The following is a 24,467-nucleotide window of genomic DNA, read 5'->3' as shown; positions in this document are numbered from 1 at the left end:
ATATACATAAAAAAAGCCGAACATAGGTTCGGCATTCTGGAAGAATTAAACGTTAAATCACCTTAATGAGTAGGCAGCTGCACATTTTCAAACAATTCATCCAATTCGGCACGAGAATGGCGATTGAATGCTTCATTAATAATGTCTTTCGTAAGGTGAGGTGCAAACTTCTCAATAAAATCATACATAAAGCCACGCAAAAAGGTGCCGCGACGGAAGCCGATTTTAGTTACGCTAGATTCAAACAAGTGACTTGCATCGAGCGCCACTAAATCATTATCTAACACTTCGTCATGAGCCATCTTAGCAATAATGCCCACACCTAACCCAAGACGAACATAGGTTTTAATGACATCGGCATCAGCAGCCGTAAAGACCACTTTAGGCGCCAAGCCGCGATTAATGAACGCTTCATCCAACTTAGAGCGGCCGGTAAAACCAAAGACGTAGGTCACGATTGGATACTTTGCTACTTCTTCTAACGTCAGATTGGATACTTGCGCCAAAGGATGGTTCTTAGGCACGACAATGCAACGATTCCAGCGATAGCAAGGCATCATGATCAAGTCACTAAAAAGCTCCATAGCCTCAGTCGCAATTGCAAAATCGACTGTTCCATCGGCGGCCATCTCAGAAATTTGCATAGGTGTGCCCTGATGCATATGCAACGCCACCTCTGGGTACTGCTTGATAAAAGACCCTATAACCGGAGGCAAGGCATAACGTGCCTGTGTATGAGTAGTGGCTAATGTAAGCGTGCCTTTGCGCTCATTACTAAACTCTTGAGCTACCTGTTTAATACTTTCTACTTTACGCAGAATCTCGCCTGCGGTTTTTAAAATTGCTTCGCCTGCGGGTGTTATACGAGTCAAATGCTTGCCACTACGGGAGAAAATCTCTACCCCCAGCTCATCTTCTAACAGGCGAATTTGTTTACTTATACCAGGCTGAGACGTGTATAAACTTTGCGCCGTCGCAGACACATTTAAGTCATGGTGCGCCACTTCCCAGATATAACGTAGTTGCTGTAGTTTCATAAGCCCTCCAAATGGCTCATTCACTCGTGCTCCCGCGTAAGGAGCCGTCAGTATTATTGCTCTTGGCCCATGCCAAGAGTTATAAATTCAAGATAGATTATAGGCATTAAATATAAGCCCAGCTTCAACCTATCGTTATGCATGATTATTCGTATTAAATCAAACCTGTTACAACTTTAGACTATATCCAGAGAATTCAAAGTTTTTGCAGAGCGATTATTACAATTCAAAGGAAAAAGTCCTGCCAAAGAGTCCAGAAAGCTATATGAATCAATAGGAAACCCGATCTATTGCGATTTATTTGCAATACCGTGAGGAACATGACCTGTCGCCACATGCTCACTGGCCGAATCACAATGCATTTGTTGATCATCAAAAAACACATCTGCACCATAGGCCTTCAAAAAAGTACCCTTAGATAGCCCACCCAAGAAAAGCGATTCATCGATTCGAATATTCCACGCCCGTAATGTACGAATTACTCGTTCATGAGCTGGTGCTGAGCGTGCAGTTACCAGCGCGGTTCGAATTGGGCATGCAGTACCAAACTCTGCCTGCAATCCTTGTAGAGCCGCTAAAAACTGCTTAAACGGACCACCACTCAACGGCATTTTTGCAGAAGCTTTTTCACTGGCAGCAAAGGCACTTAAACCCTGCGCTTTGAATACCTGCTCGGCTTCATCAGAAAAAATAACGGCATCGCCATCAAAAGCGAAGCGCAACTCATTTTCATTTTCACTTTTACTTTTAGAGGCAATTAAGGTGGCAGCGGCTATACCGTGATCCAACGCATGACGTACATCTTCCGCCTCAGTTGAAAGAAACAAATGACAGCCGAAGGCTGTGGCATACCGATAAGGAGAAGTACCACTACAAAAAGCGGCACGACTTATATTCAAGCCATAGTGCTCAATGGAATTAAATACACGCAAACCCGTATCAGCGCTGTTACGTGACAACAAAATCACTTCGACGCGCGGCTCTCCCTCTAAGCGCTCATTCAAGCGCAAGAGTTTTTGCACAATATGAAAGGCATCGCCGGGCATGAGAATTTCATCTTCATGCTCAATCTGGTAGCGAGCATAAGCTTCTAATCCTTTATTTATATAAACCTGATGGCTCTCATCTAAATTAAACAACGCGCGCGACGATATGGCGATAACTAACTTATCTCCGAAACCTTTTGGCATAGCCCCCTACTCCTTTCGATTCATATTCCACAGAGAACAAATTCAGCTAGAAATCTGCGCTTTTACGGGTACTACAGATTAACCAGCCCGAGTTGCTAAAATTGCAGACATATCTAAAGGCTTTGAATAGCGAAGTAAATTCGTTTCAGCAGCTTCAATTGCTAAAATTGACATGCGATCAGCCAACTCATTACCTTCCACGCCAACATGGCCATTGACATGCAGTAATTCAACGTCATCTTTAAGTGAAAGATAAATTGCGTACATAGACTTAATTAAATCGAGATTTTTTATTTCACCGCCTTTTTTAGTCCAGCCGCTCCTCTCCCAACCTACCGCCCATTGGCTTATACACTGAATTGAATATTGCGAATCACATAAAATTACAACTGAACGATTCGCAGCGATTTCTGCTTGCGCCATTATTAACGCTTGATGAAGCGCATTTAGCTCTGCTGTATTATTCGTGCCCATTGGGTTGTACAACCCATACCACAGCTCGCATAACTGCCCAGCACGATATACAGCCAAACCACTACCAGCCTTACCTGGATTTGGCTCGCAGCCACCATCGGTAAATATTTTGACATCGACCACTAAGGCATCAACCTCTGCCGCACTGTAAGTTTTTATTTTTAAAGCGGTACTCGTTTTTGTCGCACTTAATTTGGTCGCAGCCTTAACAGTTGTTCCCGCAAAAGCGGCGTCCGCCTCTGCGCGACTTGGAAAAGACTTATAACGTGCGCCTGGGTAGCCATCTACCTGCTTTTTGCAGCTATTCCAGTCAGTATAAATGCCAGACTCACGCCCTTGCCAAACAACATAAAATTTTGAAACCATAATTTACTCAAAAGTAATCTTAAACAAGTGAAGTTACTCACTATCAGCTAATTTCACGACTTCGACACGCGCGCTTCTATCACCACGCCCAGCTGGGGCCAAACTGCCAACCCCGTAAGTGCTTATACGCTGTTGTGCCACACCTTTGGCAACAAGTGCCTTTTTAAGTTGTACTGCGTAGCTTTGTGAGTCGCGCTGTTGCTGCAGCAAACCTACCGGCGCATAGTCATGACCAACCAATGCAACTTTCCAAGAAGCCTGTCGTAACATCACCTCAATCAGCGCATTAAGGTGTGCCTCTTTGATTTTTACAAGAGTGTTTCCTTGACCATCATCACTCACGGCATCCGGGAAAACATAATATCCACTACTCGACAGTGCCTTAACTAAGGTTTCCGGACTGGATGCTACACCCAACTCCAATACTTTTTTAGTCTGTAAAACATCCACCTGCATATAAACACGACGATTGCCGCGCTGAACAGAATAAATTGCAACATAAAATGGAATTGCTTCTGCAGTGGTGACTTCATAAGCACCATATTGCTGATACTGATCTAGCCCATAGAGCTGTTGTATTTTAAAATGATTATTAGCCCAGCTATTACTCGTACCACAGTCGCGCCCAAGGCAATGAAATAATTCGCGGTAGTTAAAGTTTTTCAGTTGATCAACATAAAAATCAAAACCATTATCGGCGGTGTGATTATCCGGCAATTCAAGTGTATAGCGAGTCAAGTTACCAGTAAGGCGCTCCTCTCTATCGGCTACCCAAGCTCCTTGTGTTTTTTTATAGCTCTCAAGTGCCAGACTGTACTCATCTACATCACCTTGGCTTTGATACATGATGCGTGCATTTTGGTATGGCTGTAAATTCAAATCAGCAAATGCTGATGAGCTAAGCAATATCAGTAAAAAACCATACATGCGCAATAAATACATAATAACTCTCAAGGTGTGATTGCTAAAAACACTAACAATGAAGCGATAATTTACTGAAAAAATAATTCAAATGGAGCGCAACTTCTTGCACCTGTGATTCCATGTGCAAGTGATGCCCACCACTCAATAACTTTGTATTTACTTGACCAAACAGCGCCACTTCAGCCAAATAGTTAGGATAAATTTTCGGCAGCCCCCCATCACCCAACAATAAATTTATCGGTGCAGTAATTCTATTTACAAATGCATGTATTTGGGCTTGCGTCAATTTTATAACGGAGGGTGCGAGCAAGAGCGGGTCGGTGCTCCAATAAACGCCTTCAGGCACCATTTTAATACCGCGCTCAGTTAAAGCCTTAGCCGCTGCCATACTAAGCGGAAACATACCGCGTGCCCGCGCTTTAATGGCTAATTCAATCGTAGGATAAATAGAGCGCGGTTTTTGCTTGTAGGTTTGCAGCCCTTGAAGTGCATTGGCAAGCTGCTGAGGTGCATCCTCTGCAGCCGCAGCATCTGGAATAAACCCCTCAATTAATGCTAAAGCATTTATACGCTGCGGAAATGTACCTGCTGCAAGCGTACCTACAATGCCGCCACGTGAATGACCTAAAAGCGAAAACTGATGCCAACCCAGCTGATCTGCAACCGTAAATACATCATTGATATCGTCCCAAAGTGTATAGGAAGATTGGCCGAGTCTATGACCACTTTGACCGTGCCCAGCCAGATCCAATGCCACTATATAAAAATCACTATAGTGCCCTTGCTGGCTTACATCCATCTGCAGCAGTGGGATTAATCTGTTAAAACTCGCAGAATTGTCTAACCAGCCATGTAAGGCCAATATAGGTAACCCACCCTCATGCCCCCATGCTTGGGCCGCCAGAGTGATTCCATTTACATTGAAATGCAGGTCGCGCGGCACCAACCTAGCCCCCCATAAAAAGTACTTAACAAGTGAATTCAAAAGCACTCAGGCGTGTTGTAGCCAAAGAAATTCCGCCAACTCTGGGCTTATGATTTCAACCTTAAGTGCTGCTAATGAGCTAGTGCTCATAGGATAGTAATCTGACGCCACACCACAGAGCTGATTAATAACGCGTCCAACCAAAGGCTGATGACTAACCAACAATACTGAGGCTTCGCTGCTTTCATCTTCCTGCAGCTGATTGAGCCAGCCGTAGAGAGCAAGGGAGCTTGCTTCCGGAATAAGCAGCTCAGTTGTTTTAACGACTAGCGAAGGAAAGTATTCCTGCGCTATAAGGGCTGTTTGTTGCGCCCTCACCAAAGGGCTCGCCCACAATTGCTTGAGGTTTGCGACACGCGCAATTGTCTTCTGTAAAACGCTGTGCGTATCAGCACGTCCTTTTTCCGTTAACCGACGTGCCGCATCAGTCGTTTGCTGCATCTCTGCCTGACCGTGACGCAGAATATAGATATTCATAATCTCTCACTTAGCAAAACTCAAATTACAGAAATTACTTATTGGAACCGGCTTCCGATTTATCTACTACATCAGTTGCAACACTTATATTTGTTACCGGCCAATCGGCAAAGGGAAAAGGCTTTTCTTCACTGCTATAACAAAGAAACTTTAAAACCGAAAAAATATAACAAGAAAGCGAATCGCCAAATTTACGCAAGTGCAAATTATCTTCACCGGTAATCAATGAAAACAAAAATTGAACCGCAACCAAACCCCACATAACTAGACTTGCCAACTGTAAAACCGCAGCAAAAAACAGCATAAAAATCAATCTGAGCCAATGCTTACTTGATAAAAGATTTGATTTTAATTGTTCATTATCCATTATTTTTTCCCCAAGAATTCAACATCATAATTTTGTTCACCCAGCATCAAACCGCGCGCCACATCCGCTATCGCACGCTGCTCATACAGAACAGCATAGAGACCTGCAACAAGCGGCATATAAACACCAAGTTCATCTGCTTTTTGCTTCACCTGACGCAGCGTATTCACACCCTCCGCCACTTGACCTAAATTTGCAACAATCTCCTCTAACTTTTTGCCCTGCCCTAATGCATAACCAACTCGGTAATTCCGACTTAAATTAGACGTGCAAGTTAAAATCAAATCGCCAACACCAGCCAAGCCCAGAAAGGTCATAGGGTCTGCGCCCATTACTTGAGCAAAACGCCCCATCTCTGCCAAGCTACGCGTTAATAGCATGGCTTGGGTATTACTACCCGCCCCTAAGGCAGCAGCCATGCCGCAAATTATGGCGTATATGTTTTTTAAAGCCCCTCCCAACTCAACGCCGTAGCGGTCTCCATTGGAGTAGACCCTAAAAGTTGCAGAACTAAGTGTTTCTTGTACACATGCGATAAGCGCTGAATTCTCACTCGCAATCACCGAGCCGGTTTGTTGTAATTGAACAATTTCTTTCGCAAAATTAGGACCGCTAAGGACGCCTATTTTATGCTCTGGCAGCTCTTGCTCTAATATCTGACTCATTAGAGTAAAGCCCTGTGGCTCCAAACCTTTAGCCGTACTGACAACCATAGCAGCAGGCGCCAAAAATGGCTTTATTTGCTGCACAACCACTCTAAAAGAATGACTTGGAATCGAAACGAATATTAAATCCGCCTGCGCCACTGCCGCCTTTAAATCAGCAGTAATCAGCAGTTGCTCATGAAGGGGATGCCCAGCTAGATAGCGTGTGTTTTCCCGCTTGGCTTTACACTCTAAGGCTTGCTCCTCTGAGCGCATCCACAAATAGGTAAGATGGTTATTGTGCGCAATAATATTCGCAATTGCAGTTCCAAAACTGCCACCACCTAAAACTGCTACTTTTAATTGTTTAGTCATAAATTATCCGAGTAGAGAGCATACGCCCAGCCAAAGTCACTGGCATTAATGGTGAAAAAAAAACACAAAGCACACAATTTGTAACTTTTTTGCACAAAATTATTCATCGAAATTTTGTCCACATTTTCTGTGGATAACTTAGTGGATAGTTTTTGGGAAACCCTCTCAAAGCCCCACCAATTCTACCGACATAACAAATCGATCACTTTTTAACCTTATTTATATTTCCTTTATAAATCATATGGTTATAGGTTTAAAGCAGCCGAAAAGTACGTTTTTTCGCAGATCTGCACAATCGGCAAGCACCCCAGCATGAATTGCACAAGCGGTGTGCATAAAGAGTTAGTGACTATTAACCTGAAACAACCGATAGACACATAACCTTCATATTGCAAGCGATCTTTTCCTTAAAGCTTTCATCAAATTGAAATATTTTTTCGCCCATTCAGCAAGATCAACTATTGGAGTAATTCCATTCACGTTGCAAGCTACTCACTCAGTTCGTCGGGGGCAAACTTCCCATAACTGCCGTCAGCATAGATTAATGCCGCACTAGGATCAGACGCTATGAGAACATCTTTTATTAAAGCGATTATTATGTGATGAGTACCATAAGAGGTCACCTTATCCGTCTCACAAATAAATACAGCTGGTGCATCAGCCAATACTGGAACACCTTGATGATCGACCCAGTCACCTATTTCAAAGCGATTTTTTTCCGGTGCCCTGCCTGCGCACAAGTTGGAAATCGCTTGATGCTCCTGCCCTAATACATTAATGGCAAAATGGCTGCCGACCGTGGAAAGATGCTCTTGGCGTGAAACAAGCTGATTGATGCACACAAGTAATGATGCAGGAGAATCAGACACCGAGGTAACAGAGGATACCGTCATGGCAAAGTGCTCTGTTTCACCTACACACGTAGATAAAACACACACACCCGAAGCAAGTCGACGCATTCCCAGTCTCATAACTACTGCTAAATCATTGTTTTGCATAATAAGTCCCCGTACATTTGAGCGCGTATTCTGACCAGACCTGCCGCCACAAACAAGAGCCAACCTCAGAACTGATTAAGTGGCAGACAACATGCCTATTAATTAACTCAAGCTTGAATTAATTTGATTTTCTTGCATTTTTTTCGTTGACGACACCCAATCCCATCGCTATTATGCGCACCACTTGAGACGCACAGCGAATCAACTCGGAGTGTAGCGCAGCCCGGTAGCGCGTCTGCTTTGGGAGCAGAATGTCGGGGGTTCGAATCCCTCCACTCCGACCATTTTCCCACCAACCTGTTTAGGTTTCTCCAGCATGCGCCCGTAGCTCAGCTGGATAGAGCATCCGCCTTCTAAGCGGATGGTCGCTGGTTCGAGTCCAGCCGGGCGCACCATTTTGGGTGACATTAAAAGCCCACATTTCTTTGTTAAAAGTCCTTGTTAACGTACTTCGTTAGTGGATGTTTTTTTGCTACGGTGACTGTAGCTCAGTCGGTAGAGCCCTGGATTGTGATTCCAGTGGTCGTGGGTTCGATCCCCATCAGTCACCCCATTTTATTCTCACACTCCTCTAAAGCCTTATATCTGAGCACAATAGCGGCTCATAGCTAGAATTTTTACCCCCCTCACTCCAAAAGCACTTTTCAGGAATTCTGCTTGGTTCCCGCTTCAGGCTATGGGAAAATGCCAACCATTCATATCTCTAATAGGTAATTTTCGCCCATGTCTGCACTGGTACTCGACGGCAAAGCACTTGCTGAAAAAACAGAACAAGAACTTTCATTGCGTGTTGCAACATTAAAAGCGCGAAGTCAGGGACAAACTCCAATCTTGGCAACTATTCTAGTAGGCGCCGATCCTGCATCGGCGACCTATGTAAAAATGAAAGGCAATGCCTGCAGCCGCATTGGCATGGAATCACTAAAGGTCGAACTGCCTGACACCACTACGACCGAAGAACTGCTTACAAAAATTCACGAACTTAACAGCAACCCCAACGTTCACGGAATTTTATTGCAGCATCCTGTACCACATCAAATTGACGAACGACTTTGCTTTGACGCCATCAACGCCGAAAAAGATGTAGACGGCGTCACCTGCCTTGGCTTTGGTCGCATGAGTATGGGTGAAGAAGCCTACGGCTGCGCAACCCCAAAAGGCATAATGCGCCTACTTGAAGCCTACAACATTGAAATGAGCGGTAAACACGCCGTGGTCGTAGGGCGCAGCCCAATTCTAGGCAAGCCAATGGCATTAATGCTGCTAAATGCGAATGCCACCGTCACCATTTGTCATTCGCGCACAAAAAACTTACCTGAACTTATTAGACAAGCAGATATATTAGTTGGCGCCGTAGGCAAGCCTGAATTTATTAAAGCCGAATGGATTAAAGATGGTGCCGTTGTGGTCGATGCTGGTTACCACCCTGGCGGCGTAGGTGACATTGAACTGGCACCACTGTTAAATCGTGTTTCAGCCTACACTCCCGTACCTGGCGGCGTAGGCCCCATGACCATCAATACGCTGATTTATCAAACCGTCGATTCAGGTGAGAAAAAAATCAGTTAACCAAACTCTGCACGCGCTCATTTTTTTGGGTGCGGCAGTTTTATCGATGTAAATTTAGATTGAAAGTCTCGCAAGTCAATGAACGTCACTCAAGGAGCTGCACATGCGCAACCATCTCATAATAACCGCTGGACTTATCACATTAAGCTGTACCGCCTTAGCAGATGTACGCTATAGCTGCACACTCAATAACGCTGAACGCCTGATTGAAGTTGTGTATGACACCGAAGGACAAGCACTGCCGTGTCACGTTGACTACACCAAAGAAGGCAACACCCAGACACTGTGGAATTACGCCAATACACCCGACGCCTGCGAAACTAAAGCAGCAGAGTTTGCGGAAAAACAAACGCAGTGGGGTTGGAGCTGCAACACCAGCGAACCCAACCAATCAAAAACAGAAGCAGCTGCAGAATAAATCTACAAAAGTAATACCGAGCAGGCTTAGGCCTGCTTTTTCTTTATACGGGCTTTTCTTTTTACAAATATTTTTTACCAATAGACACCCTCGCAATGAGCAACTACCTTCCTATTATTTATCGCGACGCGCAGCTCATTGCCATCAACAAACCCAGTGGTTTATTGGTTCATCGCAGCGAAATAGATCGCCACGAAACACGTTTTGCGGTCCAGCTTCTGCGCGATCAAATTGGGCAGCCTGTTTTTCCTGTACATCGCCTCGACAAGCCAACCTCAGGCGTTTTACTTTTTGCCCTCAATGCTGATTGCGCTCGAAAATTAGGCGATATATTTTTTCATCACCAACTCACCAAGCACTATGTTGCAGTAGTTCGCGGCGTCACGCCTACATCTGGTCACATTGATCACCCACTGACGGAAGAACAAGACAAATACACCGACAGTAAGGCTCGCCAAAATAAACCGGCGCAACCTGCTGCCACGAAATACAAGACGCTTGCACAAATAGAGCTACCATTTGCCGTTGATAAATACCCCTGCAGCCGTTATTCACTTGTAGAGTGTCAGCCGCAAACAGGACGTAAGCATCAATTGAGGCGACACCTCAAACATATTAATCACCCCATCATTGGCGACGCGAAACACGGCAAGGGGCGTCACAACCGTTTCTTTCAAGAACAATTTCATTGCCACCGACTGTTACTTGCCGCCACCCAACTTGAATTAATTCACCCCTATAGCGGAGAATTTATCAAACTCGTGGCACCAATTGGTGAAACATCCCAGCTTGCAGCACTCGAGAACCCCGAATTCAACAAACAGGGCTGCTCATTCCGTAGCACCATAATACAGTTTGGCTGGAGCAACGCCCTACCCTCAAATTGGCTAACACCAGGAATAAATAGCTCATGCGATTAGACAAGTTTCTCAGCGATAACAGCGAACTTTCTCGCTCTCGTATTCAAATCGCCATTAAACAAAAACAAGTTGCGGTAGATGGCATCATTGCCAAGAAAGGCGAGCAGAAAATTCGCGGCGATGAGCTAGTGACACTAAATGACACAGCTATAGCGCCCGTGCCTATTCGCTATGTCATGCTACATAAACCCATCGGTTACGTATGTGCTAATAAGGATAGTGAACACCCCACAGTGCTTGATTTAATTGATTTGCCACACAAGCATAATTTGCAAATTGTCGGGCGCCTCGATATAGACACCACCGGCCTTGTACTCCTAACAGAGGATGGTGACTGGAATCACAGAGTGACCGCCCCACGTCGCCACTGCCTCAAGGTCTATCAGCTCACGACAACTGAGCCCATACCCACCACTGCGATTGCAGAATTTATGGCAGGTGTACAACTTAATGGCGAACCACAGCTAACCCTACCTGCCCAGTTGGAATTACTAAGCAGTCACAAAGCTCGCTTAACTATTCAAGAAGGCAAATATCATCAGGTTAAGCGTATGTTTGCCGCACTGGGCAATCGCGTCACACAGCTACACAGAGAAAGCATTGGGGATATTCACCTAGACCCAGCACTAAGCCCTGGACAATACCGAAGCCTCACACTCAGCGAAATTAATCGAGTTTAATATGCAAGATCTTGCACTTAATTGGCTAGTCAACCAAATACCTAACTATACAGCGGCGTCAGAAAATTGCGGGCTATGGTGTACCGATGAAAATCTAACCGGCGCACTTCCCACTGGAGAGCTGCTAAAGACATTATTACTTATCACCAATCGCTGGGACCTTTATCAGGAGGCCCTAGAATTGAATTTCAATGCGGAATTCAGTGATTTTGATTTGACCCCAATAGCTGATGAAAGCCTAGATTACGTTTGCTATCGCGTATCCAAAGAAAAGCCCATCGTCCATCATGTGCTCAACGAAGCTTGGCGCTGCCTCAAACCACAAGGCAAGCTCTTGTTATCTGGACATAAAAATGAAGGGATAAAAACCTACATTGAAAAAACTGCCAAGCTATTAGGCTGTAGCAAGAATATTCAAAAAAACACAACCGCTTACAATGCGACACTAAATAAGCAAAACCCCTACGACGCAACAATGCGACTTGATGACAACAACTACAAGGTGTTGCGCGCGCTCAACACCGCATCAACCAAAACACCTGAATCAACAAATTTATCCGTCAATTTGCCCCACATAGACACCAAGCCTGGCTTATTTGGCTGGAATAAGATTGATCAGGGCAGCGCTTTTTTGATCGAACAACTTCCAGGCTTATTTTCAAGCTGGTCTCAGCCCCCAAGGAGCTGTCTCGACCTCGGCTGTGGTTATGGCTACCTGAGCCTCGCAGCGGCTCAGCTTGATGCCTGCGGCACCATAGAGCACTGGCACATGACTGACAATAACGCTGCAGCACTCAGGGCTGCAACGCACAATGCCCAGTGTAATGGGCTCAATGCGGAGATAACTGCTACCGATTGTGCAGATAAGCTACAACTCAAGGTTGATTTGATTCTCTGCAACCCCCCTTTTCATCTGGGTTTTAGTCAAAGCGGTGATTTAACTGACAAGTTTCTCGCTGCCGCCCAGCGACTATTAAGCGCACAAGGAACAGCAATTTTTGTGGTTAATCAATTTATACCGCTTGAGCGTAAAGCAGCAGGGAGATTTGCGCAAATCACAACACTGGCCGATAACGGTAGCTTTAAAGTTATTCGCCTCTCCCATCAATGAAAGTCGGCGCCCTCCAATAAATCATAACAACTGAAAGCGGAGCCCAAATTTCAAACCGAGCAACGCGTGAAGTAAAGCTCAACACAATTGGATGAAAGTCAAAATTTTTACAGGTTGACCACAGCAAATACAGACTGGATTATTAATAACCTAATAGCGCTATATGCATGATTTTTTTATAGAAAAGTGTTGACCAACTAAAATTCCAGCTATATTATGCGCCCACTTCCAGAGAGGAAGTCACCGATCCGCCTTAGCTCAGTCGGTAGAGCAAATGACTGTTAATCATTGGGTCGCTGGTTCGAGTCCAGCAGGCGGAGCCAAACAAAGTAAAAAGGCTGCATTTATGCAGCTTTTTTTATGCTTCAAATATACCGAAGCAACAAGATTTATAGTTCACGCCTACCGAGTATTGGGTGTTTATTGCGGAGATTGAGCATGTTTAAAGTAAACGAATATTTCGAAGGCGCGGTTAAATCTATCGCATTTCAAACCGAAACCCTGCCCGCCACTATTGGCGTTATGGCAAAAGGTGATTACGAATTTGGCACCAACCAAAAAGAATACATGACCGTAGTTAGCGGTAGCCTAACTGTTATTTTACCCGGAAGCACTTCCGCAGAAACTTTTAAACAGGGCCAAACATTTATCGTAGAGGCCAATCAACGCTTTAAAGTCAGTGCAGATGTAGAAACCTCTTACCTCTGCTGTTACGAGTAATAATTTTTAAAGTTAAGATTCACCAATCCGCCTTAGCTCAGTCGGTAGAGCAAATGACTGTTAATCATTGGGTCGCTGGTTCGAGTCCAGCAGGCGGAGCCACATAACGCAAAAAGGCCACAGTAAATGTGGCCTTTTTTATTGCCAATGCCCCGACAATAGACATTCTAAAAAAACTAACCTACAGACCTATAACCTACTAAGCGCTCAAAAATAGAATCGGATTGAGCCTGTATGGGTACAAACTGACGCTGGCGCAATTGAATACGGGCATACTCCTCAGCCACCGCTATTGCCGCACAGTTAATAATATCCAAATTACCGGCATACTTAGGCAAATAATCTCCCAAGCCTTCAACACAAATATCAACCCTCACGCCATCATGTAGGCGCACAGGCTCCGCCACTAATTTATACCCTGGCACATAGCAGCGAACGCGCTCTAGCATAGCATTTAAAGCTTCAATTAAATTATCCATATCAACAAAGGAGCAATGCGCCGTCACACTCGTAAGCATCGGTGTCTCAAGGTTAATCTCGTCAACACAAAGCTCAACGGCCAAGTCTCCAACCTGAGTATATTTAAACAGCCCTGCTTTAGTATTTTGATAATATTCATCAATATTCGCTAAAGTGCCGGGGCCTATGGAGTTTGTCGACACAATAGACTTAACCGCTATCTGGCTAATATTAGGTATCACCCGACTCAATACCTGAGCAACAGGGATTGACGCTTGCCCCCCACAGGAAATCATACTTACATTTCGATGTTGACGAACATCGACCATCCCTAAGGCCGGCACACAACACTCGCCAATTTGCGATGGTGTCATATCAATTGCGAAGATTCTCAGCTTTTCAAAAACCTGTGCATGTAATAGATGGTGTGCTGCCGATGTAGCATCAAAAACGATATCGCAAGCATAGTCTTCATTGTAAAATGCCTGAATGCCTTGGTCAGATAAAGGCACACCTAAATTTTTTGCGTAACGCATACCTTCCGAATCAACGTTTCTACCAGAAAAAATTACGCACTCCAAAAATGGAGAACGTTGAATTTTAACAAGCAGATCGGTGCCAATTTTTCCCGTCCCAAGAATTCCTACCCTTAAGCAACTAGTAGACTGATTCGTTACGGAAACAGACTTACTTGCTGAAGAATTAGCTGCACCAAAAAACTGTTTAATGAACTGCATAATTTTTCCCTTGTAAAATTATTTCATTAACCTGAAAAGAGAACTGCGCGACACTTACAATACTTCATAAGCAATACAATTCCATATAACGCAATTGCTTAATACTGTTTTTTGAAAAATTCTAGATGCACCTCTCATTTTTAGGTTATTCCATCAAAAAAAAATTATGAAATAAAAAAAATTTACTACAGTTAATAATCGACTAAAAACATACACGAAAAGCATTGACACCTAAGCTCACATTGTGACGCTTAAATAGCCTCTCAATAGAATTTAACTGACTTGGCGAGTGGTTTTTAATCTAAAAGAACTTTATGCGACAAAATATTTTTAGCCTCTGTTAATAAATCTTTTCATTGATCAAGTAGCTCGTCATAATCCAGCCCCCATCAATATAATTGAAAGGAATTGTGAGGCAACTCACTTATTGCATTAACTTAAGTGTGAGAGATGGGGATTAACCGACTATAAATATAAATGTGGATTTCCGAACCTAGTCGCGTAATGCTTTTAGGTAATCTTCCTGGCTTTCAAAGGAGCATAAAGTGGTTAAACAACCCAAAACCTATTTTGAGGCCATTATGGGGATTAATGCGCCATGGTCCATACAGGAAGTTGTCATAGATGAAAAAAGTCAAATCATTCAACTCGAACTCAGCTATGCATCTGAGTCCTCTCGCTTTTCTTTTTTCTCAAAAAGTTCCGGTAATACTGCTGACAAAATCACACACTCAGAAAAAAGCAAACGCTGGCAACACATAAGCCTCGGCTATTACACCTGTTATATAAGCTCTTCACATTTTGATCAGACAACAAGCCCAATTGGAATTAGCCGCGAAGCGCTTGTACAACCTCACTTTTTAGGAGGAATGAATCGAAATTACACCCACCTTCTACGTCAGCAAGTATCACTCGCGCAAATTCGCGGACTCAATCGCGAAGCTATTGCAAATATGTATAAACTTGATCTAAATCTAGTCGATGAGATCCTAACAGATATAGAAAAAACTCCCGACTCTTATAGGTTAGCCACCTATCTCCCCACGGAAGCAGATCCTATCTGGGAAAGAATCATCACCGATAAACTTCACCTTAAAACACAAATGTTCTCCTTGAAGCTTTTGCTATCGAAACTAAAATTAACCTTTTTTGATAGCCAAAATGAACACAAAATAAAGGAGTCCATCAGTGAATTGCGAAAATACTTTATTGCTCATGTGAATTCACTCGATGCTGAATACAGTCAAATTTGCGCACTCTCAACCCAAAAGAAGGCCGTTGAAGAGCGCCGCAGTAGTGCGCTAAAACTCGTTTTGCCCGCACTCAAAAATAGCATTTGGTTAAAAATAATTACGGATAAAGTAAATTTAAACTCTGGCAATATGCCGCTTAATTTATTTTTAGTGCGCAGTCGCCATGCGTTTCAAAATAGCAGCGACAATAACACCCGCTTAGTTGTACTTAACTCCGTTCGAGAGTTTTTCCGGAAAAATGCCCGCTCTCTAAAAGCTGAACTCGTTCTTATCAACAAACTAATGAATGCGCCAGAAGAACGACAGTTCACGCTCCCTAATGAACAACATCAAATTTGGCAGCGCATTTTAAAAGATGATGCATTTATACCCAGCTCACATATGGCCTATAAACTACTTCTCTCGAATTTGCGTTCGCAGCTATTAATGAACCCCGACCCCACCGTTGAACTCAATGCTGCACGTCGCGTACGCGACTTCATCAATCACAACCAACGCTTTATGCAAGAAGAAATGCGTCAAGTGATACGCATAAGCCACGCACATTAAGACCGAATTAATTAAGGAGTCACTTCATGTCACAAGATGCCGGCATCAGCATCAACAGCGCATTGGTTAGCCGCGAAGAGTTAATTGCAAAAATTACTCGTGGTGAATATCTAGTCATAGCAGCGGATGAAGACGTTCTTGCTAATCTCCCTGCGGGTAACTGGATTGCAGGTACTATCCCCTACTTTATGACGGAGGATGGCGGCAAAGCAGATCGCAAGAGCATCTTTGTAAATACGCTTCAAGGGATAAGTCCCAACCGCGCACCGCGCATTACACTTTACGATGCAAACTCAATTAATCGAATTGCACAAGAAGCGCCCGAGCATGGATTCACCATTGTGATTTTACCCGCTCAATCAGATGTGCATTTAAGCTATGCGCAAAATGCACCCGATTTTCCCAACATGTATTTCTCACCTATTATCGGTTGGATTTCAGGAGTACATCTCGACGACTTAGGAAAGCGCAACGCAAAAATTGGTTTTGGGCCAGCTAATGGCATGCTCTTCGATCAACAAGCTGTTGCCATGCACATCCCTATGCCCGAGCAACAATTGGCCAACATCAATATTATTAACCTGTTTAGTCAGGGTAATGGCCCAGAAATAAAATTTTCCACCACAGGATTCAACGTTAGCGAATGTACGATAAATGGTGAGCCTGGCAATCTTGCAGACTATGTTAAACGCGAAAATATAGACACGCGCCTACCCTTAGTCGCCAATTATTCTGGCGTACTCATTAACGTCAGTATTCAAGAAGTGATTGAAGCAGAACACCGCGTAGCTCTCTACGCTCCCGTATTTGCCGATGTAACCTACAAATTTGCCACCCCCGTTCCTAATTACATAGAGGGCTTTAATAAAATGTTGCCGGGAACCACCAATGACAACATCGCATTCTCCTGTAATTGTATTTTGAACTACCTCTATTCAGAACTTGATGGTAAAAAGACACGTGATCTAACTGGCCCAATTACTTTTGGTGAAGTCGCCTATCAGCTTTTAAATCAAACACTCGTTTATTTAAGCCTAACTGACGGTAAATAACCCCCAGCCAAATACATAAACCCAAGAGAGCACGCGAAAAGCGTTTTTTCTTGGGTAAAAAGAAAACAAGTTAACGACCAGCAGCATAGGCTTTAATATATTGCTGAAGAGGCTTTTCATTGGCTTTAACAAATGCTACATCCGCTTTGGACACTGCCAAGACCGCCGGATCGGCCTTCTCGCGTAAGGCCTTAGCTTGATCTTCAGTTAAATTGTCCAAATCATCTAATAAAAAATATGCCGCAATTGCATTGCCTAACTTTGAGCCTAGGCGCATATACTCTCCAACTGATTTCCATCCATATTGTTGCGTAACAGCCTGAGCTGTTTCCAATAAATTCCGCTGCTGTAAATATGCTGAAATTTTTGCATCCTGCTCTGAAGCTGATAGTGCGTCGAATACTGCTAATGCCTCTGCAGAAGAGGTCATCCCATCTAGTGCCTGTATTACCTCAGCCATAGCGCGACTGGACTGCATCCACCGCTCAACAGATTGCGTACTAAGCTGTGTATTATTCGGCAACAACTGCGCATTAAGCCCTAACGAGCACCAACACAACCCACTAAAAACAATCACTTTAATTAGGTTCATTTACTCGCCTCACTTATTTCGCTAAGCGCAAACAAATAGCCGTAGCCAAAGCCCACACCCAATAAAAAAACAAAACTAAAAATGGTGTTAGCATGCCTAACGACAACCCTGCTACGCCCTTCCCCTCATAGTAGGGATAAAAAACAAATAACTGAATAAGTGTTGGAAATAGACAAATGACAAAACTACGTGCCATTAAATTCCCTGCAAAAATAGGCAGTAAAAACAATAATCCCCATAAACCGCCCCACACAATTCGTGGATACATCCATTGAGGCGCAACTGATCCACTCAGGCGCACGCCTAGCGAGTGATTAATACCGTATTGTGAAAATAGCCACATGACCACACACATAGCTAAACCACCCAAACAACCCGCACCAAAAACCACCAATGCATTTCTCATCATTTACACCTTTATTAATTACTTACTACCGACTTAACTCACTAAAAACTCTACACATATTCATGTTACATCCACATAACAATCGACCAAAAGCCCTTATTAAGCTAAGCCAAAGCAAAGCATATTAGCAGCTTGCTTAACATTTGGTTACACCCGCAGCAGTTTTAAAAATGATAGAATGAGCGACTATTTTTTAAGCAGTGAATTATTCATGTTTCGTTTTTTTGAAAGTTTAATCAACCCTTTTCCTCACCAAGCGCCGCAAGAACCACCAAAAACGCTTTATGCATTTTGTCGGCATTACGCCATAGGGGCTGAGCCTTATTTGATTGCTATGGCGCTTTTAACGGGACTGATTGCCATTATGGAAGTCTCGCTGTTCGGGTTTCTAGGTGAACTCGTAGATAAGCTCAATCAGCACACTCCTGCGACTTTTTGGAAAGAAACAAATAACGAGCTCATATGGATGGGCTTTATTGTCGTTATCGCCCTCCCCCTAGCAGTCTTCGTGCATTCACTTTTTATGCATCAAACGCTGCTCGGCAATTTCCCCATGCGCGTCCGCTGGCAGGCACATCGCTATTTGTTGGGACAAAGCTACCAATTTTATCAAAATGAATTTGCTGGGCGCATAGCGACCAAAGTGATGCAAACTGCACTCGCCGTGCGTGAAACCATCATGAAACTGCTGGATGTCATGCTTTATGTAATTGTCTATTTTACCGGTATACTCGCGCTCGCCATTTCGCTGGACTATCGCTTAGCACTGCCGTTAGTTGCGTGGATAATTGCATATGCAGGGCTACTCTATTATTTCTTACCCCGCCTAGCCAAAATTTCAGCGCGGCAAGCGGATGCCCGCTCAGACATGACCGGACGGTTAGTCGACACCTACACTAATATATCCACAGTGAAACTATTTTCACACTCTCAGCGCGAAGCAGATTACGCCAAGCAAGGCATGGAAAATTTTCTCGGCAGCGTACACCCACAAATGCGCCTAGCCACCTTACTTAGCAGCGGAGTCTGGACAATCAATGCTTTCCTTATTTTCGCTGTTGCCGCTGTCTCCATTTGGCTCTGGTCAAATCTTGCGATCACAACAGGTGCCATCGCTGCAGCCATCGGCTTAGTGCTGCGCTTGAATGGTATGGCACAATGGATTATGTGGGAAGTCTCTGCGCTTTTTGAAAACATCGGTACCGCGCGCGATGGCTTAAACACCTTATCGATAAAACGTGAGGTACAAGACTCTACAGATGCTCCCAAACTCATCGCCAATCACGGCAGTATTGAATTTAAACAGGTGCGTTTTAATTACGGTAAAGAAAGCGGTCTAATGAATTCTTTTGACCTACACATTCAAGCAGGAGAAAAAATTGGTTTGGTAGGGCGTTCCGGCGCAGGAAAATCAACCTTGGTAAATTTATTGTTGCGTTTTTATGATGTAGAGCAAGGCGAAATATTGGTAGACGGACAAAATATTGCGCAGGTTCAACAAGAAAGTTTACGCGCACATGTGGGAATGGTGACTCAAGACACATCACTACTGCACAGATCTATTCGTGACAACCTTGTCTACGGTAAACCCAATGCCACAGATGAAGAAATGATTCGCGCAGCAAAACAAGCAGAAGCCCATGAATTTATTTTGTCATTAAATGATAACCAAGGACGTACTGGATATGACGCTCATGTAGGCGAGCGCGGTGTGAAGTTATCAGGAGGTCAACGTCAACGTATCGCCATAGCGCGTGTACTGATTAAAAATGCCCCTATATTAATAATGGATGAAGCCACCTCTGCGCTTGATTCTGAGGTAGAGGCTGCGATTCAAACCAACTTAAATACACTTATGCAAGGCAAAACGGTTATAGCAATAGCTCACAGGCTGTCCACCATAGCCGCACTGGATCGCTTAATTGTGTTAGACAAAGGCCAAATTATTGAACAGGGAACCCACACGCAATTAATTGAACAAGGTGGCGTTTATGCACAATTATGGGCTCATCAGTCTGGCGGCTTTTTAGGTGATTTCTAACAGCTTTCTTCCAAGCAACCGCCAATAAACACTTACAACATCCGAACAAGTAAGTGTTTCACAGGCTCCATAGCTTAATTAATAGGCTCCCTGCCCCTAAATTGGATTATTAAGATTGCACGTAATGAAAAATAAAAATGCAGCCAAAGAAGTCAGCATTTTTAAAGCAGAATAATATGGAAAATATTGGCTCTAATGTTTAGGAAAATAAAGATCTAGAATCAATAACACCATCCCGACCAAAAAACCCATGTGCCCCACAACAGCCCCTCCAGCCAAAAGCCAACTCAAAAAAATGGCATCATCACCTGGAACCAACAGGCTGTAAATCATAAAAGGGGCCGCGCAAGTCAAGACCAACAATAAACTCAAGGCTATAACTTTTACGCCACGCGGTGATTGGCTTTGACAAATAATACGAACGGGGTTGCGCACGGCAATTACCACATCAGATCATCAGGAATTACATAGTCTTTGTAGGGATCATCCTCATCCGCTTGCAGTTGCGTTTTAACATTTGCGACAACTATAGCCTTTTCATCGCGCTGCGCAATTTTATCTGCAACGACTCGCGGTACCAACTCATAACTTTCGCCCAACTTCACTACAGCCAACACACCGCGTACAACCTGCTCTTGCACCAAGGCAGACACTCGCATTTTTTTGATTACTTTGCCATCAGTGAAGTTATACTCAACATCACCTTTGCCGGAATCTTTCGCTTGACGATGATTTTCAATGAGCTGTTTAATTTGTGCAGCTATGGCTTTTTGTTGTATTTCTGCCTCTCGCTTGCGATTAAGCTCGCGATCGCGCTCAAGCTTTTCTAAACGCGCCTGCTCTACCGATTGCTTAACCTCATCCACAACAGGCTCCGCTGAGCGGCGCGCGACATTCGTCTCTTTACGCTTTTCTTTATTGACCTGTTTTGCTTTTTTATTATCAGCCAACCCGGCCTTAAGCAGCTGATCTTGCAGAGATGCCATAAATATTTACCTGAATAAGAAGATATTGCGCATAATATTACCCTTTTTTAGCCCTGCCCACGAAGCCAAACTATGAAGACTTGGGATATTTTTTGTCGCGTTGTCGATAACTACGGTGATATAGGTGTTTGCTGGCGACTCGCTCGCCAATTAGCAACCGAACACCCAATAAATGTTCGCCTCTGGGTTGATGAGCTTGCCGCCCTGGTCGCTATATGCCCCAATGCCAAAATCCTCCCTCAGCAAAACATAGCTGGCGTGGAGATATGCGAGTGGCCCGAATCGTTTTCAAGCAGTATTGTGCCTGCCAATGTCGTGATTGAAGCCTTTGCCTGTAATCTCCCGCAGAAATACATTGCTGCTATGGCTCAGCAAAAACAGCTGGGCAAGCTAACCCAATGGTTCAACCTCGAATACTTAAGCGCGGAGGAATGGGTCGAGGGCTGCCATGGGCTTACTGCATTAGATCCACAAACTGGCCTGAGTAAAACCTGGTTTTTCCCCGGCTTTAGCACCAAAACTGGCGGCCTAATACGCGAACAACACCTACTGAGTGAACGTGACAGATTTACTCAAAACAACCACAGATTGCACGCTTGGCGAGCCCAATTGGCTGGATATAACTGCCCCGTCGATGCTCTTTACATTTCGATTTTTGCGTATGAAAACCCCGGAATAGGCTCGCTGTTACAGACTTGGCAAAGCGCTCCCAATCCCATTATTTGCTTTATTCCTCAAGGAAAGATCCTCAATAGCATTACCACTTATCTTAAGAAATTTGCGCCTAACTCCATAAATTTCGAAGAAATTGGCGTGCAACAAAAAAATATCACGCTGGGAAATCTGGAACTTATCATTATTCCATTTTTACAGCAGCAAGACTATGACCGCCTACTTTGGGCCTGCGATCTAAACTTTGTGCGCGGTGAAGACTCCTTTGTACGCGCTCAGTGGGCAGAAAAACCGTTGATATGGCATATATATCCGCAGGATGATAATGCTCACCTAGAGAAGCTAGAAGCCTTCTTGGAAAGATACGCAGGTGCAGAGCCTACAGCCATTGCTGAGGCGATTAAGGCGCTCAATCGACACTGGAATCTGGGTAACGACTGCACACAGGCATGGAAAAGCCTCCTAGATCAACGACAAAACTGGGCTCAACATGACAAAATCTGGGTAAATCATCTCAAATCTTTGGGTGATTTAGCCTCAAACATGGTGCAATTTTGCCAAAAAACGCTATAGTAGCGCGCCGAATTTATTCACCCAATATAGAGATTTATCATGAAAACAGGACAAGAATTGCGTGCCGGTCATGTAATCAACATCGACGGTCAACCTTGGTTAATTCAAAAAGCAGAAATAAGCCGCTCAGGTCGTAACACTGCTGTTGTAAAAACCAAATTAAAAAACCTGCTAAACGGTTACTTGACTGAAACCCCATATAAAGCCGACGACAAGTTCGAAGACATTATTCTGGATCGCAAAGAAGTAACCTATTCCTACTACGCAGATCCAATGTACGTTTTCGTTGATAGCGATTACGAGCAGTATGAGCTGACATCTGATGAGTTGGGCGATATGGGCCCTTACATTGAAGACGGCATGGAAGACGTGTGTGAAGCTGTATTCTTTGATGGTAAAGTTATTTCAATTACTCCGCCAAACTCAGTAGTTCGCGAAGTGGTATACACTGAGCCATCTGTGCGTGGCGACACCTCAGGCAAAGTTATGAAGCCTGCGCGCTTGACCAATGGTCACGAACTGCAAGTTTCTGCATTTGTGGAAATCGGCGATAAAATTATCATCGACACCCGCACCGGTGAATACAAGTCTCGCGCTAAAGACTAATATTTACTCGAATCTAGCGGCCAGCACTGGTCGCTAGACTTCCTTTATCTTACCCCTCACCCCTCTAACTTTTTACCTCTTTAATTGCCACCGTATACCTGCCTAATTAACTGCCACCGCATATCTGACTAAAGTCACTCAGCCAGCAGTCGAGCAGTACTTAAATGAACTAATTCTTTGTCTATAGCTCCAACTGAAGCTAAAAAAATTAAGGACAAACAATGAAACATTTATTACTCACATTACACCAGTTCATAATACTTTCAATCTGCGCAGCGTCCCTTCACGCGTTTGCCGATGTCAAAATCGCTCTCGATACCCCTCTCAATCAAGCTATAGCGGAATTTAATCAAAACCTAAACGAGCCAGCAGAAAAAGCGTTCAGTGCGCTAAGTAAAGCCCCAGAGTATCAAAACCAAGCATATTACTATTTAAGTCTGATACAGCTTCGCTTAGGTAACAGAGAGAAAGCAAAAGAGTATCTAAAGCTTGCTAAAGAAATAAAACCTGATGCAGCCAATGAATGGGTATTGGAAGGAGATATGTTATGCCAACAAGCGCAAGAAGCTTCCATTTTTAAAGCCATGAACTATGCCAAGCAATGTATTGCCGCATATGAGCAGGCAATCGCTACAGAACCCAATAATACCTCCGCTCTTACAGCAGCGATTAAATACTATCTTCAAGCCCCTGCTATAGTCGGAGGCAGTGATGATAAAGCAAAGGAAAAGCTTTTAATATTAACGATGCTAGACCCTAACCGCGCAGATAGCATCAATGCCAAACGTTACTTAGCACAGGGCAAAAAACAAAAAGCCATGCAACTACTCGAACAAATGAGCCTACGCGAACAGCAAACCATTGAGGGAGCCTATACCTGCGCTCGCCTCTACCGCGACAATAAAAATTATCTGAAAGCACTCGCAGCACTCAGGAAACTTCGCGAACTTGAACTTACACCCAACACCAACTTCGAGGAGTATTGGATGTACATGGATAGCTATCTGCAGGAAGGAGAAATATTGTTAGCTCAAAAACAAGATCTTAATCAAGCCGTTAGTCTACTTGAAGAATACAATCGACAAGCTAAAAACCCTGCAGATATCCATTATTTTTGGGGAATATGGAGCCTCGCTAAAGCCTATAAAACAATCGGGAATTTACCAGCATATCAGCGCGAAGTAACAAGAATAAAAAAACAAAACTACCAACAGAATAAAGAATTTACCCTGCAGTTTGAGCGCGCCATTAAAGAGACTGTAATTAAATCTGTGTAACTGTTTATC

25 protein-coding genes and 5 tRNA genes are annotated in these 24,467 nt (G+C 43.9%); 17 read left to right on the top strand and 13 right to left on the bottom strand.

Going from position 1 to position 24,467, the window contains the following annotated elements; genetic code table 11:
• Positions 1–62: 62 nt before the first annotated feature.
• From cysB to AC0KUT_RS10385, 9 genes are all read right to left on the bottom strand, one after another.
• Entirely contained in the window at positions 63–1,037 is a 975-nt protein-coding gene (cysB, locus tag AC0KUT_RS10425) for an HTH-type transcriptional regulator CysB (RefSeq protein ID WP_488829825.1), read from the bottom strand.
• A gap of 287 nt (positions 1,038–1,324) precedes the next feature.
• Positions 1,325–2,227: a 5'-nucleotidase gene (locus AC0KUT_RS10420; RefSeq protein WP_488829824.1), complete on the bottom strand. Its 903-nt coding sequence runs from the start codon at positions 2,225–2,227 to the stop codon at positions 1,325–1,327.
• A 78-nt stretch (positions 2,228–2,305) separates the two neighbouring features.
• Positions 2,306–3,067 (bottom strand): ribonuclease H1 domain-containing protein, encoded by a 762-nt coding sequence (locus AC0KUT_RS10415; protein WP_488829823.1) that lies wholly within the window; start codon positions 3,065–3,067, stop codon positions 2,306–2,308.
• A gap of 33 nt (positions 3,068–3,100) precedes the next feature.
• Positions 3,101–4,009 carry a DUF4892 domain-containing protein gene (locus AC0KUT_RS10410; protein WP_488829822.1) on the bottom strand — a complete coding sequence of 303 codons (909 nt, stop codon included), beginning with the start codon at positions 4,007–4,009 and terminating at the stop codon, positions 3,101–3,103.
• Between the two features lie 31 nt (positions 4,010–4,040).
• Complete coding sequence (locus AC0KUT_RS10405; protein ID WP_488829821.1) at positions 4,041–4,976, bottom strand: alpha/beta fold hydrolase; 936 nt, start codon at positions 4,974–4,976, stop codon at positions 4,041–4,043.
• Between the two features lie 6 nt (positions 4,977–4,982).
• Complete coding sequence (sixA, locus tag AC0KUT_RS10400) at positions 4,983–5,453, bottom strand: phosphohistidine phosphatase SixA (RefSeq protein ID WP_488829820.1); 471 nt, start codon at positions 5,451–5,453, stop codon at positions 4,983–4,985.
• Positions 5,454–5,487: 34 nt separating this feature from the next.
• Positions 5,488–5,820: a DUF4389 domain-containing protein gene (locus tag AC0KUT_RS10395; protein WP_488829819.1), complete on the bottom strand. Its 333-nt coding sequence runs from the start codon at positions 5,818–5,820 to the stop codon at positions 5,488–5,490.
• Positions 5,820–6,839: an NAD(P)H-dependent glycerol-3-phosphate dehydrogenase gene (locus tag AC0KUT_RS10390; RefSeq protein ID WP_488829818.1), complete on the bottom strand. Its 1,020-nt coding sequence runs from the start codon at positions 6,837–6,839 to the stop codon at positions 5,820–5,822. The genes AC0KUT_RS10395 and AC0KUT_RS10390 overlap by 1 nt, the downstream gene beginning before the upstream one ends.
• 488 nt (positions 6,840–7,327) lie before the next feature.
• A complete protein-coding gene (locus tag AC0KUT_RS10385; RefSeq protein ID WP_488829817.1) occupies positions 7,328–7,798 on the bottom strand; it encodes a flavin reductase family protein in 471 nt (156 codons plus the stop codon).
• Positions 7,799–8,044: 246 nt separating this feature from the next.
• Between AC0KUT_RS10385 and AC0KUT_RS10380 the strand changes: the two genes are divergently transcribed.
• The 11 genes from AC0KUT_RS10380 to AC0KUT_RS10330 all read left to right on the top strand — a co-directional run bounded on the left by AC0KUT_RS10380 (position 8,045) and on the right by AC0KUT_RS10330 (position 13,357).
• Positions 8,045–8,121 (top strand) — tRNA-Pro (locus tag AC0KUT_RS10380).
• Between the two features lie 34 nt (positions 8,122–8,155).
• Positions 8,156–8,232: transfer RNA gene (locus AC0KUT_RS10375), tRNA-Arg, on the top strand.
• Between the two features lie 82 nt (positions 8,233–8,314).
• Positions 8,315–8,390 (top strand) — tRNA-His (locus AC0KUT_RS10370).
• Between the two features lie 170 nt (positions 8,391–8,560).
• Positions 8,561–9,406, top strand: coding sequence for a bifunctional methylenetetrahydrofolate dehydrogenase/methenyltetrahydrofolate cyclohydrolase FolD (folD, locus tag AC0KUT_RS10365; RefSeq protein WP_488829816.1), 846 nt, complete (start codon positions 8,561–8,563; stop codon positions 9,404–9,406).
• A gap of 103 nt (positions 9,407–9,509) precedes the next feature.
• The gene (locus AC0KUT_RS10360; protein WP_488829815.1) at positions 9,510–9,824 is read left to right on the top strand and encodes a hypothetical protein; all 315 of its coding nucleotides are present in this window, start codon (positions 9,510–9,512) and stop codon (positions 9,822–9,824) included.
• Positions 9,825–9,919: 95 nt separating this feature from the next.
• Positions 9,920–10,744: a tRNA pseudouridine(65) synthase TruC gene (locus AC0KUT_RS10355; protein WP_488829814.1), complete on the top strand. Its 825-nt coding sequence runs from the start codon at positions 9,920–9,922 to the stop codon at positions 10,742–10,744.
• A complete protein-coding gene (gene rsuA, locus AC0KUT_RS10350) occupies positions 10,735–11,424 on the top strand; it encodes a 16S rRNA pseudouridine(516) synthase RsuA (protein WP_488829813.1) in 690 nt (229 codons plus the stop codon). The genes AC0KUT_RS10355 and rsuA overlap by 10 nt, the downstream gene beginning before the upstream one ends.
• A 1-nt stretch (position 11,425) precedes the next feature.
• The gene (locus AC0KUT_RS10345) at positions 11,426–12,535 is read left to right on the top strand and encodes a methyltransferase (protein ID WP_488829812.1); all 1,110 of its coding nucleotides are present in this window, start codon (positions 11,426–11,428) and stop codon (positions 12,533–12,535) included.
• A 247-nt stretch (positions 12,536–12,782) separates the two neighbouring features.
• Positions 12,783–12,858 (top strand) — tRNA-Asn (locus tag AC0KUT_RS10340).
• 115 nt (positions 12,859–12,973) lie between these two features.
• Positions 12,974–13,255: a pyrimidine/purine nucleoside phosphorylase gene (ppnP, locus tag AC0KUT_RS10335; protein WP_488829811.1), complete on the top strand. Its 282-nt coding sequence runs from the start codon at positions 12,974–12,976 to the stop codon at positions 13,253–13,255.
• Positions 13,256–13,281: 26 nt separating this feature from the next.
• Positions 13,282–13,357 (top strand) — tRNA-Asn (locus AC0KUT_RS10330).
• A 74-nt stretch (positions 13,358–13,431) separates the two neighbouring features.
• Here AC0KUT_RS10330 and AC0KUT_RS10325 read toward each other — a convergent pair.
• Positions 13,432–14,451: an acetylating acetaldehyde dehydrogenase gene (locus AC0KUT_RS10325; RefSeq protein ID WP_488829810.1), complete on the bottom strand. Its 1,020-nt coding sequence runs from the start codon at positions 14,449–14,451 to the stop codon at positions 13,432–13,434.
• Positions 14,452–14,996: 545 nt separating this feature from the next.
• On the opposite strand from AC0KUT_RS10325, the gene AC0KUT_RS10320 reads away from it, so the two are divergent.
• Entirely contained in the window at positions 14,997–16,253 is a 1,257-nt protein-coding gene (locus AC0KUT_RS10320) for a hypothetical protein (protein ID WP_488829809.1), read from the top strand.
• A 26-nt stretch (positions 16,254–16,279) separates the two neighbouring features.
• Entirely contained in the window at positions 16,280–17,305 is a 1,026-nt protein-coding gene (locus AC0KUT_RS10315) for a DUF6976 family protein (protein WP_488829808.1), read from the top strand.
• 70 nt (positions 17,306–17,375) lie between these two features.
• Here AC0KUT_RS10315 and AC0KUT_RS10310 read toward each other — a convergent pair whose 3' ends face one another.
• Both AC0KUT_RS10310 and AC0KUT_RS10305 read right to left on the bottom strand, forming a co-directional pair.
• Positions 17,376–17,897: a hypothetical protein gene (locus AC0KUT_RS10310; RefSeq protein WP_488829807.1), complete on the bottom strand. Its 522-nt coding sequence runs from the start codon at positions 17,895–17,897 to the stop codon at positions 17,376–17,378.
• Between the two features lie 13 nt (positions 17,898–17,910).
• Complete coding sequence (locus tag AC0KUT_RS10305) at positions 17,911–18,306, bottom strand: hypothetical protein (RefSeq protein ID WP_488829806.1); 396 nt, start codon at positions 18,304–18,306, stop codon at positions 17,911–17,913.
• Positions 18,307–18,514: 208 nt separating this feature from the next.
• Here AC0KUT_RS10305 and AC0KUT_RS10300 point away from each other — a divergent pair, with 208 nt between their 5' ends.
• On the top strand, positions 18,515–20,344 hold the full coding sequence (locus tag AC0KUT_RS10300) for an ABC transporter ATP-binding protein (RefSeq protein WP_488835710.1): 1,830 nt from the start codon (positions 18,515–18,517) through the stop codon (positions 20,342–20,344).
• Positions 20,345–20,784: 440 nt separating this feature from the next.
• On the opposite strand, the gene AC0KUT_RS10295 is transcribed toward AC0KUT_RS10300, so the two are convergent.
• Positions 20,785–21,330: a DUF2058 domain-containing protein gene (locus tag AC0KUT_RS10295; RefSeq protein ID WP_488829805.1), complete on the bottom strand. Its 546-nt coding sequence runs from the start codon at positions 21,328–21,330 to the stop codon at positions 20,785–20,787.
• 72 nt (positions 21,331–21,402) lie between these two features.
• On the opposite strand from AC0KUT_RS10295, the gene earP reads away from it, so the two are divergent.
• The 3 genes from earP (at position 21,403) to AC0KUT_RS10280 (ending at position 24,458) form a co-directional block, all read left to right on the top strand.
• Complete coding sequence (gene earP / locus AC0KUT_RS10290) at positions 21,403–22,575, top strand: elongation factor P maturation arginine rhamnosyltransferase EarP (RefSeq protein ID WP_488829804.1); 1,173 nt, start codon at positions 21,403–21,405, stop codon at positions 22,573–22,575.
• 39 nt (positions 22,576–22,614) lie between these two features.
• Positions 22,615–23,181, top strand: coding sequence for an elongation factor P (gene efp / locus AC0KUT_RS10285; protein ID WP_488829803.1), 567 nt, complete (start codon positions 22,615–22,617; stop codon positions 23,179–23,181).
• A gap of 221 nt (positions 23,182–23,402) precedes the next feature.
• Complete coding sequence (locus AC0KUT_RS10280; protein WP_488829802.1) at positions 23,403–24,458, top strand: tetratricopeptide repeat protein; 1,056 nt, start codon at positions 23,403–23,405, stop codon at positions 24,456–24,458.
• Positions 24,459–24,467: the final 9 nt, after the last annotated feature.

This window comes from Cellvibrio sp. 25HG11W-0 (assembly GCF_057815475.1).
The sequence above is the reverse complement of the archived record's forward strand: the minus strand, read 5'-3'. Positions and strand labels throughout refer to the sequence as shown.